General features: G+C 64.8%; 16 protein-coding genes and 1 pseudogene. 11 read left to right on the forward strand and 6 right to left on the reverse strand.

Annotated elements, in window-relative coordinates:
- Positions 1-2 precede the first annotated feature (2 nt).
- From P8R42_18750 to P8R42_18775, 6 genes are all read right to left on the reverse strand, one after another.
- The gene (locus P8R42_18750; protein ID MDG2306648.1) at positions 3-290 is read right to left on the reverse strand and encodes a hypothetical protein; all 288 of its coding nucleotides are present in this window, start codon (positions 288-290) and stop codon (positions 3-5) included.
- Entirely contained in the window at positions 291-434 is a 144-nt protein-coding gene (locus tag P8R42_18755) for a hypothetical protein (GenBank protein ID MDG2306649.1), read from the reverse strand. It abuts the gene before it with no gap.
- 398 nt (positions 435-832) lie between these two features.
- The gene (locus P8R42_18760; protein ID MDG2306650.1) at positions 833-1,114 is read right to left on the reverse strand and encodes an antibiotic biosynthesis monooxygenase; all 282 of its coding nucleotides are present in this window, start codon (positions 1,112-1,114) and stop codon (positions 833-835) included.
- 26 nt (positions 1,115-1,140) lie between these two features.
- On the reverse strand, positions 1,141-2,007 hold the full coding sequence (locus P8R42_18765) for an LLM class F420-dependent oxidoreductase (GenBank protein ID MDG2306651.1): 867 nt from the start codon (positions 2,005-2,007) through the stop codon (positions 1,141-1,143).
- A 13-nt stretch (positions 2,008-2,020) separates the two neighbouring features.
- Positions 2,021-3,100: an acyl-CoA/acyl-ACP dehydrogenase gene (locus P8R42_18770; protein MDG2306652.1), complete on the reverse strand. Its 1,080-nt coding sequence runs from the start codon at positions 3,098-3,100 to the stop codon at positions 2,021-2,023.
- Positions 3,097-4,284: an acyl-CoA dehydrogenase family protein gene (locus tag P8R42_18775; protein MDG2306653.1), complete on the reverse strand. Its 1,188-nt coding sequence runs from the start codon at positions 4,282-4,284 to the stop codon at positions 3,097-3,099. The genes P8R42_18770 and P8R42_18775 overlap by 4 nt, the downstream gene beginning before the upstream one ends.
- Positions 4,285-4,414: 130 nt before the next feature.
- On the opposite strand from P8R42_18775, the gene P8R42_18780 reads away from it, so the two are divergent.
- The 11 genes and pseudogenes from P8R42_18780 (at position 4,415) to P8R42_18830 (ending at position 14,992) form a co-directional block, all read left to right on the forward strand.
- Complete coding sequence (locus P8R42_18780; protein ID MDG2306654.1) at positions 4,415-5,032, forward strand: TetR/AcrR family transcriptional regulator; 618 nt, start codon at positions 4,415-4,417, stop codon at positions 5,030-5,032.
- 20 nt (positions 5,033-5,052) lie between these two features.
- Positions 5,053-6,126 (forward strand): MBL fold metallo-hydrolase, encoded by a 1,074-nt coding sequence (locus P8R42_18785; protein MDG2306655.1) that lies wholly within the window; start codon positions 5,053-5,055, stop codon positions 6,124-6,126.
- Entirely contained in the window at positions 6,126-7,442 is a 1,317-nt protein-coding gene (locus tag P8R42_18790) for a DsbA family protein (protein ID MDG2306656.1), read from the forward strand. Before P8R42_18785 ends, P8R42_18790 begins: the two co-directional genes overlap by 1 nt.
- Positions 7,443-7,614: 172 nt before the next feature.
- Positions 7,615-7,707, forward strand: a pseudogene (locus tag P8R42_18795) (thiolase).
- A gap of 28 nt (positions 7,708-7,735) precedes the next feature.
- Positions 7,736-8,761 (forward strand): LLM class F420-dependent oxidoreductase, encoded by a 1,026-nt coding sequence (locus P8R42_18800; protein MDG2306657.1) that lies wholly within the window; start codon positions 7,736-7,738, stop codon positions 8,759-8,761.
- Between the two features lie 119 nt (positions 8,762-8,880).
- Positions 8,881-10,521 carry a CRTAC1 family protein gene (locus P8R42_18805; GenBank protein ID MDG2306658.1) on the forward strand — a complete coding sequence of 547 codons (1,641 nt, stop codon included), beginning with the start codon at positions 8,881-8,883 and terminating at the stop codon, positions 10,519-10,521.
- Between the two features lie 33 nt (positions 10,522-10,554).
- Positions 10,555-11,535 (forward strand): glutathione S-transferase family protein, encoded by a 981-nt coding sequence (locus P8R42_18810; protein MDG2306659.1) that lies wholly within the window; start codon positions 10,555-10,557, stop codon positions 11,533-11,535.
- Positions 11,536-11,538: 3 nt separating this feature from the next.
- Entirely contained in the window at positions 11,539-12,222 is a 684-nt protein-coding gene (locus P8R42_18815) for a glutathione S-transferase N-terminal domain-containing protein (protein ID MDG2306660.1), read from the forward strand.
- A 104-nt stretch (positions 12,223-12,326) separates the two neighbouring features.
- Complete coding sequence (locus P8R42_18820) at positions 12,327-12,986, forward strand: TetR/AcrR family transcriptional regulator (GenBank protein ID MDG2306661.1); 660 nt, start codon at positions 12,327-12,329, stop codon at positions 12,984-12,986.
- A 5-nt stretch (positions 12,987-12,991) separates the two neighbouring features.
- A complete protein-coding gene (locus P8R42_18825; GenBank protein ID MDG2306662.1) occupies positions 12,992-13,870 on the forward strand; it encodes a phytanoyl-CoA dioxygenase family protein in 879 nt (292 codons plus the stop codon).
- A 54-nt stretch (positions 13,871-13,924) separates the two neighbouring features.
- Positions 13,925-14,992, forward strand: a complete 1,068-nt coding sequence (locus P8R42_18830) for a DUF2855 family protein (GenBank protein MDG2306663.1) — start codon at positions 13,925-13,927, stop codon at positions 14,990-14,992.
- Positions 14,993-14,994: the final 2 nt, after the last annotated feature.

Genomic DNA, 14,994 nt, shown 5'->3' on the forward strand with positions numbered 1-14,994 from the left:
CCTCACCCCACACCGCTCGAGAGCCTGCCGGCATCCCCCCTGGTTGCCGACATCCCCGACTCAAGACGCCACGACAATACCAGGCTTTCGCGGGGGCTTCCATATGGCCCCCGCGAAAAGCTACGGGTGTGAGGCCTAATCTTGGCTTGCGAACGGCGGCCCCGGGCGGCCTGGTATTCCTCGGACGCGATCACGTCGAGGAAGGACTGGCGGTTCGGGCACTGAACGAGCGCGATCGAGTCGAAGGTCTCGTCGAAGTCGCCGATCACGGTCGAATCGAAGCTGCCCATTTAGATCGCTTTGGCGCCGATCTTCGCGTAGGCAGCTTCGCCGCCGTCCTGCTTGAAGCGTACAATGTTCAGCATGACGACCCGCCCGTCGCCTGCGTGATTGGCTAGAGCCTCGATCTGTTCCTGTGTCGGTTGCGTGGGCATCTCACTGCACTGGGTGCGGCTTTGGGGCGCGGCTTTTGGGGTGCCGCGTCGCGTCCGTGCGGGCCGGGCTGACACAGCAGTGCGCCAAAGGTGGCACAGGTGTAGGGCCGCACCGTGCTCGGGCGAGTGCTCGAGGAGGAAACTCCTGGCTCTTTCATCGGGGTTCGCAATGGCACGGGCGATGCAATCTCGGTGGGGTGTGTCGCATGCGCCATCGTACGGACCAACAACGATGGGCTCGTTCTTCTGGCTCACCCTGCCGAACTCGGTCCGGGTCCCCCCTGGGGTTGGAGGATCTGTTTGGTGATCGCACTTGCCGGTGCCTTCGGGCTCGCGAGTGCGTGGCTCTTACGCACTCTGCGGGGAAGGCACCGGCTCGGCGATGTGGGCGGGCGCGCCTAGATCTCGTTGATGAAGATGATCTCGGGCGGGCCGGCCATGACAGCAACGAACGCCTTCCCGTGAGCGCCGAGATTCTCGCCGTGCTTCGCGAAGGCGGCGTCGTCGGCGTACTTCTCATAGAAGACGAACATCGTCGGATCGTCTTTGCGCTGGTGCGCGACGTAGGCGAGCGTGCCTTCCTCGTTGGCAAGCGTGTCGGTCGCGAGTTTGCTGAAGAACGTCTTCGCTTCGTCGACCTTGTCTTCCTTCACTTTGATGTTCGCGATGATGCTGGGCATGACGAGTTCCTTTCGTTGTCCTGGGGTCAGTTGATCTTTGCGAGCACGTCGTCGCCGAGGCGGGCGAGGCCTTCCATGGGCTTCTCGCCGAGTGCTTGCAGAGGGATGATGAGGCGCTCGACGCCGAGATCGCGGTAGCGGGGAAGGGCCTCTTCGACCGGCTCCATCACCGGGATGTACATCGTGCTGATCTCGATCGTCGAGCGATCGCGACCTTCGGCTGCGCACGCTTCGTCGAGCGCCGGCAGGAGCGCGGCCACCTGGTCGGCCGATGCAGCGGGTGCGTACCAACCTTGCCCGTAGCGCGCGACGCGCTTCAGGGCGTTCTTCTTCGATCCGCCGATGATGAGCGGGAGGGGACTCTGGACGGGCACGGGGTAGCTCTTGAAGCCGGTCCACTTGATGAAGTCGCTCTCGTGCTCGACGGTGTCGCCGGACCAGACCTTGCGCATGGCCTCGACGTAGTCGGCGAACCGCGCACCGCGACGCTCGAAGGGCACGCCGAGCGCCTCGAACTCTTCTTTGAGCCAGCCGATCCCGATCCCCAGCATGAACCTGCCGCCCGACACGAAGTCGAGACTGGCCGCCTGCTTGGCGAGCATGAGCGGGTTCGATTGCGGGAGGATGTTCACGCCGGTGCCGAGGCGGAGCTTCTTGGTGTGCTGCGCTATGGCCGACAGCGCGATCAGCGGATCGACGAAGTTGGTCTCCGGTGTCGCGCCCATCTTCCCATCCGCGCTGTAGGGATAGGCCGATTCGTAGTTCTCGGGAACGAGAGCATGCTCGAACGTCCAGATGGACTCGAGGCCGACCTCTTCGGCGGTCTGTGCCATTTTGATCATCATGTCGACGTTCGTGACGCCGACGTTGCAGGGGATGAGTCCGATCTTCATGGGGTGGTCTCCTTCAAGACGCCCAGGCGGCGAGTTGGACCGAGCGTTCGCGGTGGTCGGAGGGGGTGCCCAGGAAAGCGCGGTCGAACATGGCGCGCTTGAACCAGATCTGGACGTCACACTCCCAGGTGAATCCGATGCCGCCATGCGCTTCGACGCTGTCGCGTGCGATCTGCATGTAGCGATCGGTGATGTGCGCCTTCGCGATCGCGGCGACGCGCTCGGCTTCGCCCGGAACGTGGTCCTGGGCGTAGGCGGCGAACCAGTACAGCCCGCGGTTGGGTTCTACTTCGACCGCCATGTTGGCAAGTTGGTGTTTCAGACCCTGGAAGCTGCCGATGGTCACGCCGAACTGTTCACGGGTCTTTGCGTACTCGACGCACATATCGAGGAGACGTTGGGAGCCGCCGAAGGCATCGGCGGCGAGAAGAGAGAGGCCGACGTCGCGGACCGCGCTCGAGGCGGCGGCACCGGAGGCCAGGATCTCGCACGGGGTGTTCTCGAAGCGGACGTGATTCGCCCGCCGCGTGAGGTCCGCGCAATCCACGGGCTCGAGCGTCAGGCCGGCGGCGCCCTTCTCCACGACACCGAGTTGTCCGCCGGCGAGGCCGACGACGATCACGTCGGCGGCATCCGCGGACGTTACGAACTCCTTCGTGCCCGAGAGCGGACCCTCGCCCGACAGGGCCCATTGATCGGGCTCCCACACGCTACCGGCTTCGGCGAGAGCGACCGTGCCGATCCGCTCGCCGGAAGCGAGTCCGGGGAGCCAACGCTTCTTTTGCTCGTCGCTACCGCCGAGCGAGATGGCGTGGGCGGCGAGCACGTGGCCCAGGTACGGCCCGGGTGTGGCGTGGTAGCCGAGAGTCTCGGCTACGACCGCCAGGTCGAGGACTTCGAGCGCGGCACCGCCGTAGTCGGCGCTGATGGCGAGGCCAGGGATGCCGAGATCGGAGAGCGCCTTCCAGAGGGTGGCATCGTGTTCGCCCGATTCGAGGCTCTTGTGGATTTCCGTCACGGGGCACTGCTTCTCCGCGAGCTGCCCCACGGTTTCCTGCAGCATTCGCTGCTCGTCGGTCAGATCGAAGTTCACTTGGAGCTCCTCGTGGCGGCGGCGTCCCGGGGCAGGCCGAGGCCGCGTTCCGCGATGACGTTGCGTTGGATGTTCGCGGTCCCGCCGGCGACGGCGATGCCGAGCGAATACATATAGGCGCCGATCCAGCTCTGGCTGTCCTTCGCGGGCGTGCCGAGGTGGGCCCCGCCGGCCGAGAGCATGCCGTCTGCACCGAGGAGGTCCATCGAGAGCCGCGAGACGTCGTGCTGAATGTTGGTCGAGAAGAGCTTCATCATGAGCTGCAGGATCCCGACGGCCTCACCCTTCGCGTCCTTCGTCAGCTGACGGAAGCCGGAGTACTTATGGGCCTGCACGTAGCCTTCGAGCGTCGCCAGGCGCTGCCGGATTCCCGGGTCTTCGATCGCGGGTCGTCCGTTGCGCAGTGTGCCCTTCGCGAGCCGCGCGAGTGCGTTCAGGGACTCCTCCGTGCGACGCGCGCCGCCGATCGAGTTGCGCTCGTGCTTCAGCGTCGTGCGCGATACGAGCCAGCCTTCGCCTCGCTCGCCGACGATCCAGTCGCGGGGAGTACGAACGTCGGTCAGGAAGACTTCGTTGAAGTCCGCCGTGCCGGTCATAGTGCGCAGCGGCCGGACTTCGACGCCCGGCTGCTTCATGTCGATCAGCAGGTAGGAGATGCCCTTGTGCTTTGGCGCGTCGGGCTCGGTGCGTACGAGACAGAACATGTAGTCGGCGAGGTGTGCGCCGCTGGTCCACACCTTCTGGCCGTTGATGACCCACTCGTCGCCGTCGAGATCGCCCTTGGTTCGAAGCGAGGCGAGATCACTCCCCGAGCCGGGCTCGCTGTAGCCCTGGCACCAGATCAGCTCTCCCGTGAGCGTCGACGGGATGAACTTCTCTTTCTGCGCCTCGGTGCCTCGCTCGAGCAGCGTCGGTGCGAGCATCGAGGGCCCGATTCCCAGGGGCTCCCCCGGGGCGCGGGCGCGGCCGAATTCCTCGCGGATGATCTGCGCCTTCAAAGGGTGGGCGTCCTGCCCGGAGCCGCCGTATTGCTTCGGGAAGTGGCGGTAGAGGTAACCGGCCTCGATCGCGAGTTGCCGGAACTTCTGCACCGCGTCGTCGCCCTTGCGGGGCCAGTTCTCGGCGAGAAAGGCCTTTACCTGCTCGCGAAAACTCTCGAGCTCACTGTCGTAAGTCAGGTCCAATGCGTGCTCCTTTTGATTCTGTGGGACAGATCCTTTATGGCGGGCGTACTGCCAATATATGGGGTTCGCAACTGGCCGCGCTTGCGGCCCGGGTGGGCTCGGTTTAGCGGACGAGCGTGAAAGAGGAACAGTGACGGTATCGCAGAAGAACGGGCACGAAGGCGAGGAGGCCGACGGCCGGCGTCGTCGCTCTCAGCACAGCCGTGAGGCGATCGTGAGCGCGATGTTCGAGCTGATCGGCGAGGGCGATCTACGGCCTTCTGCGCAGCGAATCGCAGACCGCGCGGGCGTCGGCATCCGGACAGTGTTCCGCCACTTCGATGAGATGGATCGGCTCTTCGCCGAGATGAGCGAACGGCTGCGGGCCACCATCGCTCCCCTTCTGTCGGTCGAGGTGCCGACGGGTTCGGTGGCCAGGCGCGCGAGCGGACTCGTGGCGGTTCGCTGCGACATCTACGAGCGCATTGGGCCGTACAAGCGTTCGGGGAATCTGCAACGGTTCAGCTCGCCCTATCTGCGCAAGGCCCACCGGGCGACGATTCGCGACTTCCGGATCGATCTCGAACGCTGGCTGCCCGAGGTCGGAGCCGCGACGCCGCGAGTCGCGAATGCGATCGAGGCGATGGTTTCGTTCGAATGTTGGGATCGGCTTCGTACCGATCAGAAGCTCAATCAGAAGGATACGCGCGAAGCGATGGAAACTGCGGTGGGTGCGGTGGTTGCGGCATCTCTGAAGCCACGCGCTTAGTCGACCCCAAGGAGGAATTCATGAAGAAGATCTTCTTCGGCCTGCTGGCTCTCATCCTCGTCGTGGGCGCGCTCGCATACGCCTTTCGCCGGCCGCTCACCATGGTCGCAATCTCGCGGGTGGTTGCGGGCCGGATGGCGGTCGATTTCATCGGTAAGCTCCCGGATGGTCTGCATGTGGGGCTCTGCGGTGCGGGTTCGCCCTTGCCGGACCCGATCCGTTCGGGGCCGTGCGTTGCAGTCGTTGCCGGCGATCGGTTCTTCGTCGTCGATAGCGGTACCGGAAGCAGCCGGAACCTGAATCAGATGGGTATGGCGCAGGGGCAGATCGACGGGATCCTCCTCACGCACTTCCACTCCGACCACATCGATGGGCTCGGTGAGTTGCTGATGCAGCGCTGGGTGAACGGTTCGCACACCCTCCCGACCCCGCTTCACGGACCACGCGGCGTAGAAGCGATTGCGGCCGGCTTCAACCAGGCGTACGCGCAGGACGCCGTGTATCGCACCGCTCATCACGGCGAGGACATCGTTCCGCCCTCGGGCACGGGGGCGATGGCCCATCCGTTTCCTCTGCCGGCTCCCGGACAGGGTGTGAAGATCATCGAAGACGGCGATCTCACCGTCACGGCGTTCGCCGTCGATCACGAGCCGGTGCGTCCGGCCGTCGGTTACCGGTTCGACTACAAAGATCGGTCGGTTCTCATCAGTGGCGACACTTCGAAGTCCGAGAACCTGGCGCAGTTCGCCGAGGGGGTCGACCTCCTCGTGCACGAGGCTCTGGCGCCGCAACTCGTGGGCCTACTCAGCGACGGGGCCGCGAACGCCGGGCGCCCGAAGATCAAGAAGATCACGGAGGACATCCTCACGTACCACGCGACTCCGGTCGAGGTGGCCGAGATCGCACGCGATTCGGGTGCCCAGGAGCTGCTCTTCTACCACGTCGTGCCGCCGCTGCTTCTGCCCACGATGGAAGAGATCTTCGTGGAAGGCGTCGCGGAGACCTACAGCGGTCCGGTCCGAGTCGGAAAGGACGGCACCTTCCTGAGCCTGCCGACCGGCTCGAAAGAGATCGCACACCAGGACCTCTTGTAGTGTCTCTTCGTAGTCGCATCGGGACCGAGCTTGCGGCCGGGCTGACCAGTCGCGGGCTGCGCGACTTCCGGCGGAGTGTCGCCGAGACGCGTCGGCGGATCGGCGGCAAGACACATCAGGTTCACTACTTTCACCAGGTCGACGACCCTTACAGCCACCTGGCCGCGCAGCTTCTCGGGCCTCTCGTCGCGCGGTACGAGGTTGATCTCGTGCCGCACCTCGTGGGCGATGCCGACGCGGTCCCCGAGCCCGAGATGTTGGTGGCGTACGCGCGCAAGGATGCCGCCGACATCGCTCCGGGGTACGGTATGGAGTTTCCGGGGGACGCGACGCCCCCCGAGGCGGATGTCGTTCGCACCGCTACACGACTTCTGGCCGACGTTTCGCCGGAGGTGTTCGTGGCGCGTGCAGCGTCTGTCGGCACGGCGCTGTGGTCGGGCGACCGGGGCGCTCTCGAGAAGCTTTCGCAGGAGATGCAGGCCGCGGACGCGGACACGGCGCGCGCTGCGGTCACGGCCGGAACGGCGCTGCGAAAGCGTATGGGCCACTATTCCGGAGCGATGTTTGCGTACGGTGGGGAGTGGTACTGGGGAGCAGATCGTCTCGGTCATCTCGAAGAACGGCTTCGTCTGCTCGGCTTGGCGCGCGACGCTTCCGACGTGTCGGACCTCGTTCGTCGTCCCGGCCCGGGGTATCTCCCCGGCGCGGAGCCGGATGCGCCACCCGTGCTCGAGTACTTCCCCTCTCTACGCAGCCCATACACGTACATCTCCATGGAGCGGGTGTACGACCTTCCTCGACGGTACGGCATCGAGCTGCGGCTGCGGCCGGTCCTTCCGATGGTCATGCGGGGCATGACCGTGCCGGTGCCCAAGCGGATGTACATCACCCTGGACACCAAGCGAGAAGCCGAGGACGAGGGCGTGCCCTTTGGTCGGGTCTGCGACCCGGTCGGCGAGCCGGTGGAGCGAGGGTTCGCGCTGTACCCGCACGCGTGCCGCCTGGGTCGTGGCGGGGAGTACCTCCTGTCCTTTGCGCGCGGCGTCTTTGCCGAAGGGATCGATGCCGGGACGGAAGATGGCCTGCGTCGGATCGCCGAGCGCGCCGGGATCGACTGGGATGCGGCGCAAGAGGGCCGTTCCGACGAAAGTTGGAAGGAAGAGCTCGAGGAGAATCGTGCCGCGATGTTCGAGGCCGGCCTGTGGGGCGTCCCGAGCTTCCGGCTTCTGGCCGGCGGCGGGCACGCCGAGTTCGCCACGTGGGGGCAGGACCGGATCTGGCTCGTCGAGCGCGAGATCCAGCGTCGCCTCGCCTGAAGACTCCTCCACGCGCGCTCTGTGTCGCAGGGGCCTCCGCTCGAACTTGAACGGCTCGCAGCCAAATAGCATAAGAAATGCCAATACTGAGACCCTCCAGTCCTGGGCTCAGTCAACGAGAAGAAGCCCCCCTGAGAGAAGTCGTCCTCGTATCGACGCCGTGCCCAGGAGGATCGATGGCAAGCGACGAAACGCCCAGTATGTTGTGATCACGATGTGTGTCGGCGGCGGTATGGGCGCGGCCGGCCTCTTCAAAGTCGCTTGAGCGACCTCCACGACGAAGGAGACATTTCATGAAGCTCGGACTCAACGCGGGCGGCTTTGGCCCGCAGATTCGCATCGACATCGAACGCATCCAGAAGGCTGAGAAGCTCGGCTACGACTCCGTCTGGTCGGCGGAGGCCTGGGGCAACGATGCGATAACGCCGCTCGCCTGGATCGCGGCACAGACCAAGACCATCAAGCTCGGTACGGCCATCATGCAGATGCAGGCCCGCACGCCGGCGATGGCCGCGATGCAGGCGATGACGGTCGATCAGCTTTCGGGCGGTCGCATGCTCGTCGGGATCGGACCTTCGGGCCCGCAGGTCATCGAGGGGTGGCACGGCCAGGCGTACGGCAAGCCGCTCAAGCGCACCCGTGAGTACATCACGATCATGCGCGAGATCTTCAAGCGCGAGAAGCCGGTCGAGTTCCAGGGTGAGTTCTACCAGATGCCGTACAACGGTCCGGGCTCGTCCGGTTTGGGGAAGCCCTTGAAGAGCATCCTGCACGGTCGCGCCGACATTCCGATCTACACGGCGACGATCTCCCCGAAGGGCATCGAAACGGCGGCGCGCGTCGCCGACGGGTTCATCCCCATCTGGACCACGCCGTCGGGCCTCGGCACGTTCACCGAGAGCATTGAGGCGGGCTTCAAGAAGGCGGGCAACGGCAAGAGCTGGGACGACTTCGAGATCATGCCGACCGTCACCGTCATCATCAACGATGACCTCGAGGCTGTGCGTTCGATGGTGAAGCCGCATCTCGCGCTTTACGTCGGCGGCATGGGTGCCCGGGACAAGAACTTCTACAACGATCACGTCACGCGCCAGGGTTGGCCTGAGGACGCGAAGAAGATTCAGGACTTGTTCCTCGACGGGAAGAAGAAGGAGGCCGCCGCGGCGGTGCCGGATTCGCTCGTCGATGGTGTTGCGCTCATCGGTCCGAAAGAGCGTGTGCGCGACAAGGTCGCGGAGTGGCAGGAGAGCAAGGCCACCGCGCTGCTCGTCGGTGGCGATCCGAATTCGATCGAGACCCTCGCTGAAATGGTTCTGTAATACTGGCCCTTCGGCCCACGCGTCGCCTTCCCCGCGGCGCGTGGGCTACAGCCTTCGCTCGGTCGCCCCGGAAAAAGGGAGTAGGCGGATGCCCCGGGGTGCGGTTTAATGTCGGGAGCATGCGCTTCCCCCGGATTCTGACCCTCCTGACCGCCGTTGTCGTCCTCGTGGCGGTCCGTCCGGCAGCAGCCGCCTGGACCTTTACAGAGGTCGCGGCAAGTTCCGGGTTCGTCTACCAGCACGGCTTCACCGGCATTCCCATCGACATCGCGCAGGCGCAGACCTGGACGATTTCGGGCGGTGCGGCGGCCGCGGACTACGACCGCGATGGAGACATCGACGTGTACGCCGTTCGTGGGGACGTGGGTGCGAACCTGCTCTTCCAAAACGACGGCAATGGCAACTTCACCGAGGTGGGAGCTGCGGCCGGCGTCTCGGGGGCGCCTGTGGCCGGCTCTGGTCCCGTGTTCGCCGACATCGACGGCGACGGCTGGCCGGATCTTCTGGTCGGGGGCGTCGACGGCTCCGCGTCGGTGATCTACCGCAACAACGGAAACGGCACGTTCCAGAACGTGACCGGCACCGCCGGCTTCACGCCCTTCGGCGCCGTATTCTCGATGTCGCTCGGTGACTTCGACCATGACGGCGACCTCGACATCGCCGCGGTCCATTGGCTTTTCGATCTCCGCGTCACGCTTTGGCAGAACGATGGCGCCGGCGTCTTCACCGACATCACGGCGTCGTCGGGGCTTCAGGTCGGCCAGATCTATGGCTTCTCTCCGACGTTCTCCGACATCGACGGGGACGGTTGGGTGGATCTTCTCGTCGGTGCGGACTTCGGCACCAGTCGCGTGTTCCGCAACCTGACGAACGGGACCTTCACGGAGACCACGACGGCCATGATCGACGACGAGAACGGAATGGGCGCGGCCGCGTTCGACTACGACAACGACGGTGACGTTGATTGGCTCGTGACGAGCATCTGGGATCCGAACCAGACTTCCGAGGGGAATTGGGGCATCAGCGGGAACCGCCTGTACCGGAATCTCGGCAACGGCGTTTTCGAAGACAGGACCACCGCGGCCGGTGTGCGCGAGGGCTACTGGGGTTGGGGCGCCTGCGCGCAGGACCTCGACCAGGACGGCCACATGGACGTGTTTCACACCAATGGCTTCGGTGAGGGAGCGGCGGGCGAGTTCGTCGCGGATCCGTCCCGGCTCTTTCACGCGCAGGGGAACGGCACGTTCTCCGAGACCTCGGCCGCGCTCGGCATCGTCGACACCGGCCAGGGGCGCGGCGTACTCTGCTTCGACCACGACGGCGACGGTGATCTCGACGTGTTCGTGGCGAACAACGGGGGCGCACCGACGCTCTATCGCAACGACGACCCGACCGGGAATTACCTGCGGGTGCGGCTCACGAGCGCTTCGGGGAATACGGAGGGCATCGGTGCGGTCGTGCGGGCGACCATCGGCGCCGTAACGCAGATGCGGGAGATCCACGCCGGGACGAACTTCGCCTCGGCGTCCCCTGCAATTGCCCACTTCGGTACGGGTGCTGCCACGACGGTCGATGCGATCCAGGTCGAGTGGCCCGACGGTCAGATCACGACGCAGATGTCGGTCGCGGTTGGACAGGAGATCGTGATTTTGAAGGAGACGCCGGCGGCCGTTCCGGGGCCGGGGCCATGGCTTCTGATCCTCCTGTTCGCGTCGATGGGCGCCGGTTGGATCGCGTGGGCGCGCGCCGCGAGGAATTGACACAAAACCTGCCATTATGTCAGGTTCCGGTCCGTGGCCAACGAATACGTGATCTATGGACCGTCGATCAGCCTCTTTACGCGGAAGCTCCAGGCGGCGTTTCGATTCTACGGTGTCCCCTTCCGCACTGAGATGCCGGACCAGGACATCGGAGGTCGGGCGGCGACGCACCAGGTCCCGGTTCTGCTGACTCCGGAGAACTGGGCGATCGCCGATACGACGCCGATTCTCGGCACGCTCGATGCGCGCTTTCCGGCGCGTCGCTTGTTCCCCGCAGGGCCTGCAGGCGTCCTCACGCACATCGTAGAGGAGGTCCTCGACGAGTGGTTCGCGCGAACGATGGTGCACTACCGTTGGCACTACGAGGTGAACACGGTGCACACGGTGAGCGAGCTCCTTGGTAAGGAGGTCACGGTCGAAGAGGCGCGCGCGTTTCCCCTTGCTCAGTGGGGCCCGCGCGCGTGCCGAGCCACCGGCACGGAAAGCGAGCACCAACAGAAGGCGGCCGAGACGGAGTACCTCGCGATGCTCTCGGCGCTTGAAGAGCAGCTCGGGTCGACGCGTTACGCCCTCGGCGATCGTCCGACCGCCGCCGACGCGATTCTTCTGGGCGGCCTGCGCGCGCATACCAACAATGACCCGATCCCCGACCTGAGCGCGTTTCCCCGCATCCTCGCGTGGGACACTGAGGGGGCCCATCGATGGGACGGCACGGGTTCGATTGCTCCTCCGCCCGAAGTGACGCCGTTTGCCGAGCACATCCTGCGGATCGCGCGTGATCAATACGCCCCGTTCGTGCTGGGAACCCGGGCGGCCCTGGCGGAGGGACGCAAGGCCTTCACGGTCGACACCTACGGAGAAGAGGTGAGCTACCTCGCGCGTCCGTACCCGGAGCAATCCCGTCAGTACGTGATAGAACGCATTCGTACGCAGCTCGACGACTCGCAGCGCAAGGACGTCCTCGCTTGGATTGACTCCTGTGGACTCGCCGACTGCTTCCGACCGGAGGACTGAAGGATGATCGATCTCTACACCTCGCCCACGCCGAACGGATGGAAAGCCTCCTGTACTCTCGAAGAGCTCGAGCTTCCCTACGAGGTGCATCCGATCGATCTGAGCAAGAACGTCCAGAAGGAAGACTGGTTCCTTGCGATCAGCCCGAACGGCCGCATCCCAGCGATCGTCGATCGCGATGCGGACGACTTCGCGGTCTTCGAGTCCGGTGCGCTCATGATCTACCTCGCGGAGAAGGCCGGTAAGCTCCTGCCGACCGATCCCAAGGGGCGCTCCAAGGTCATCCAGTGGGTGATGTTCCAGATCGGTGGCGTCGGCCCGATGATGGGCCAGGCGAATGTCTTCTTCCGGTACTTCCCCGAGAAGCTTCAGCCCGCGATCGATCGCTACCAGAATGAATGCCGCCGCCTCTTCGAGGTCGTCGACACCCACCTCGCCGACCACGAGTGGCTCGCCGACGACTTCTCGATCGCCGACATTGCCAATTGGTGCTGGATGCGAACCTACAAGTGGTCCGGCGTCTCCCGCGACGGCCTCCCCCATCTCAAGCGCTGGATGGACACCCTGAAGGAGCGCCCGGCCCTCCGCCGCGGAATCGACATCCCCGTTCAGGTCCCCAGCATGGCCAAGGACCAAAAAGCCCAGGCCGCCTTCGCCAAGAACGCCCAAAAAATCCTCCAACGCTGAGGTAGGGACGTTGGTTAGTCTCGGCTTTTTCGTTTAGTCCCCATCGATCTCTTGCACAAACAAACCGGCTTGCCGGTTTGTGTGAGATCGGGTAGCCTCAGCTCATGGTCGAGGCAGCGGCAAGCACCCCGAAGCGGGTCCGGCGGAATCAGACGCAGAGGCGGACGGAGACGAATGCGCGGCTTCTCGACGCGACGCTCGAGTGCCTGATCGAGCGCGGCTACTCCGGAACGACCACCACCGAAATCGAGGGCCGTGCGGGCGTATCGCGCGGCGCACGGCTGCACTACTACCCGACGAAGGCGCGGCTCTTGAGCGCTGCGGTCGCGCATCTCTATGGGCGGATTGCCGCTCGATACGCGGAAGCAATCGAGCACGTCGATCCCGACGGCGATCGATTCCACGAGGGCTACCGCCTTCTGTGGGACACCTACAAGGACCCGGCGTTCGCCGCGGTTCTGGAGCTTCTTCTCGCGGCGCGTACCGACCCCGAGCTTCGTGCCGCGCTGCAGGAGACCTCGGGCGGATATCAGAAGGACGTCCGCAAGAGAGCGAATACGTACTTCCCCGACCTCGCACATCACGATGCCGACGGCCTGCTCGAGTCGCTGCAGGCGATGATGACGGGGCTCGCGTTGCAGAGGTTGGTCTTTGGCGACGACGGACGTCGCCCGCTAGCGCTCGATGTCGTCGAGCGAATGGTGAACGAAACCTTCGCGCCGAAGGCGACCGCCGCGGTGACACGCAAGAAGGCGAAAGGATGAATGCGATGGGTGAAAATCAGATCACCGATGAAATGGTGGAGTCGTACAAGCGCGATGGCTACGTCGTCGCACGCAACTTGATCCCGCAGTCCGATCTGGACCGCCTGACCGAACGCTTGGAGGCCATCGTGACCGGCACCGTGCCGAGTGCCGACGGGATGGTTGTGATGAAGGACGTCATGGTCGCAAAGGGCGCCGTGATTCCGGGGGGCGACATGGAAGCCGTCGCAAAGATCCAGTTCTACGAGAACGACCCCGTCCTCGACTCCTATACGACCCACGACCAGATCCTCGATTGTATCGAGCGCTTCGTCGGCCACGACGTGCAGGCGATCCACACGATGCTGATCAACAAGCCCCCCAACGTGCAGGGGCATCACCCGCTGCATCAGGACCTGCTGTACTTTCCGTTCCGCCCGGCCGAGAAGCTCGTCGCAAGCTGGACTGCGCTCGAGAAGGTGACGCGTGAGAATGGATGCCTGGTCGTCGTACCCGGCAGCCACAAGGGCGAGCTCCTGCCGCACGGCAATCCGCCCGATCTCGAATGGTTGAACGGCGGCTACTGGGGCGTGCTCGACATCGGTGATCAGAAGGAAAAGCGTGTCCATCTGGAAATGGAGCCCGGGGATACGGTCTTTTTCCACCCGATTCTCCTCCACGGTTCCGGCCGGAACCGCACTCAGGGCTTCCGCCGTGCCATCTCGGCGCACTACGCCGCGGTCGACCTCGACTGGGTGTGGAAGACCGGTGAGATCTTCGGTGGCCGCAAGTTCCGGATCGTCCGAGGTGATCGGGCCGGTACGTTGTGGGCCGGAGAGCAGGGCGGGGGCGACATCGATCCGCTGGAGTTCCTCGACATCGGCCTCCCGAACGCGGGCCCGTAGCCGGCGCGGGCACCCGATTGGCACATCGGACCGTTCCCGTGGCATGGGTGCCGTATGGATTTCATCGTAAACCGACAGAACCTGCGCGAGGGAAAATTCGAAACGAAGGCGGCCCCAGAGCTGGTGGACGGCCAGGCGCGTCTTCGGATCAAGAAGTTCGCCTTCACCGCGAACAACGTCACCTACGGCGCCGTCGGTGAGATGATCGGCTACTGGAACTTCTTCCCGGCCGAAAAGGGCTGGGGGCGAATCCCCGTTTGGGGCATCGCTGCCGTCGACGAGTCGCGCAACCCCGATCTTCCCGAAGGCGAGCGGTTGTACGGCTACCTCCCGATGTCGACCGAGCTCGTGATCGAGCCGGGTGGCGTAACCGGTCACGGCCTCTTCGATGCTTCGGCGCACCGTGCGGAGTTGCCCGTCGTCTACAACCAGTACACGCGCCTCGCTGCGGAGACCGGTTACGACCGGGCGCAAGACGATCGCCGCATGCTCCTACACCCGCTCTTCCTGACCTCGTTCTTGATCGACGATTTCCTCGACGACAACGACCTCTTCGGCGCGAAGACCGTGGTGGTGCTCAGCGCTTCGAGCAAGACGGCATTCTCTCTTGCGTTTCTTCTCAGCCAGAATCGTGACTGCAACGTCATCGGTCTCACGTCTGCGGGCAACGTGGACTTCGTCGAGGGCCTCGGCTGCTACGATCAGGTCGTCTCGTACGCCGACATCGGTAGCCTGCCGGCGTCCGACCCCACGGTGATCGTGGACATGGCGGGCAACGCCACGGTCCTTCGGGCCGCACACGAACATCTGGGTGACGCCGTGAAGTACAGCTGCCAGGTCGGCATGACGCACTGGGAAGAGGGCGGAGGCGGGGGCGACCTCCCCGGCGTGAAGCCGCAGTTCTTCTTCGCACCGTCCCAGGTCGACAAGCGCCGCGAGGACTGGGGCGCCGCGGGCTTCCAGAAGCGGAGTGCGGATGCCTGGCAGGGCTTCCTCGGTGCGACGGGTGGGTGGCTCGACATGGTCCATGGTCGCGGGTCTGAAGCGGTCGAGCGCGTCTATCTCGATACCGTCGAAGGTCGCATTTCGCCCAAGCAGGGCCACATTCTCTCGCTCGAGTAGTC

This window comes from Candidatus Binatia bacterium (genome assembly GCA_029243485.1).
GTDB lineage: Bacteria > Desulfobacterota > Binatia > UBA12015 > UBA12015 > VGTG01.

What these genes read in the sequence shown, in the direction of transcription:
- P8R42_18750 (MDG2306648.1), bottom strand. Translation starts at nt 290, where the DNA reads ATGGGCAGCTTCGATTCGACCGTGATCGGCGACTTCGACGAGACCTTC.
- P8R42_18755 (MDG2306649.1), bottom strand. Translation starts at nt 434, where the DNA reads ATGCCCACGCAACCGACACAGGAACAGATCGAGGCTCTAGCCAATCAC.
- P8R42_18760 (MDG2306650.1), bottom strand. Translation starts at nt 1,114, where the DNA reads ATGCCCAGCATCATCGCGAACATCAAAGTGAAGGAAGACAAGGTCGAC.
- P8R42_18765 (MDG2306651.1), bottom strand. Translation starts at nt 2,007, where the DNA reads ATGAAGATCGGACTCATCCCCTGCAACGTCGGCGTCACGAACGTCGAC.
- P8R42_18785 (MDG2306655.1), top strand. Translation starts at nt 5,053, where the DNA reads ATGAAGAAGATCTTCTTCGGCCTGCTGGCTCTCATCCTCGTCGTGGGC.
- P8R42_18800 (MDG2306657.1), top strand. Translation starts at nt 7,736, where the DNA reads ATGAAGCTCGGACTCAACGCGGGCGGCTTTGGCCCGCAGATTCGCATC.
- P8R42_18805 (MDG2306658.1), top strand. Translation starts at nt 8,881, where the DNA reads ATGCGCTTCCCCCGGATTCTGACCCTCCTGACCGCCGTTGTCGTCCTC.
- P8R42_18815 (MDG2306660.1), top strand. Translation starts at nt 11,539, where the DNA reads ATGATCGATCTCTACACCTCGCCCACGCCGAACGGATGGAAAGCCTCC.
- P8R42_18820 (MDG2306661.1), top strand. Translation starts at nt 12,327, where the DNA reads ATGGTCGAGGCAGCGGCAAGCACCCCGAAGCGGGTCCGGCGGAATCAG.
- P8R42_18825 (MDG2306662.1), top strand. Translation starts at nt 12,992, where the DNA reads ATGGGTGAAAATCAGATCACCGATGAAATGGTGGAGTCGTACAAGCGC.
- P8R42_18830 (MDG2306663.1), top strand. Translation starts at nt 13,925, where the DNA reads ATGGATTTCATCGTAAACCGACAGAACCTGCGCGAGGGAAAATTCGAA.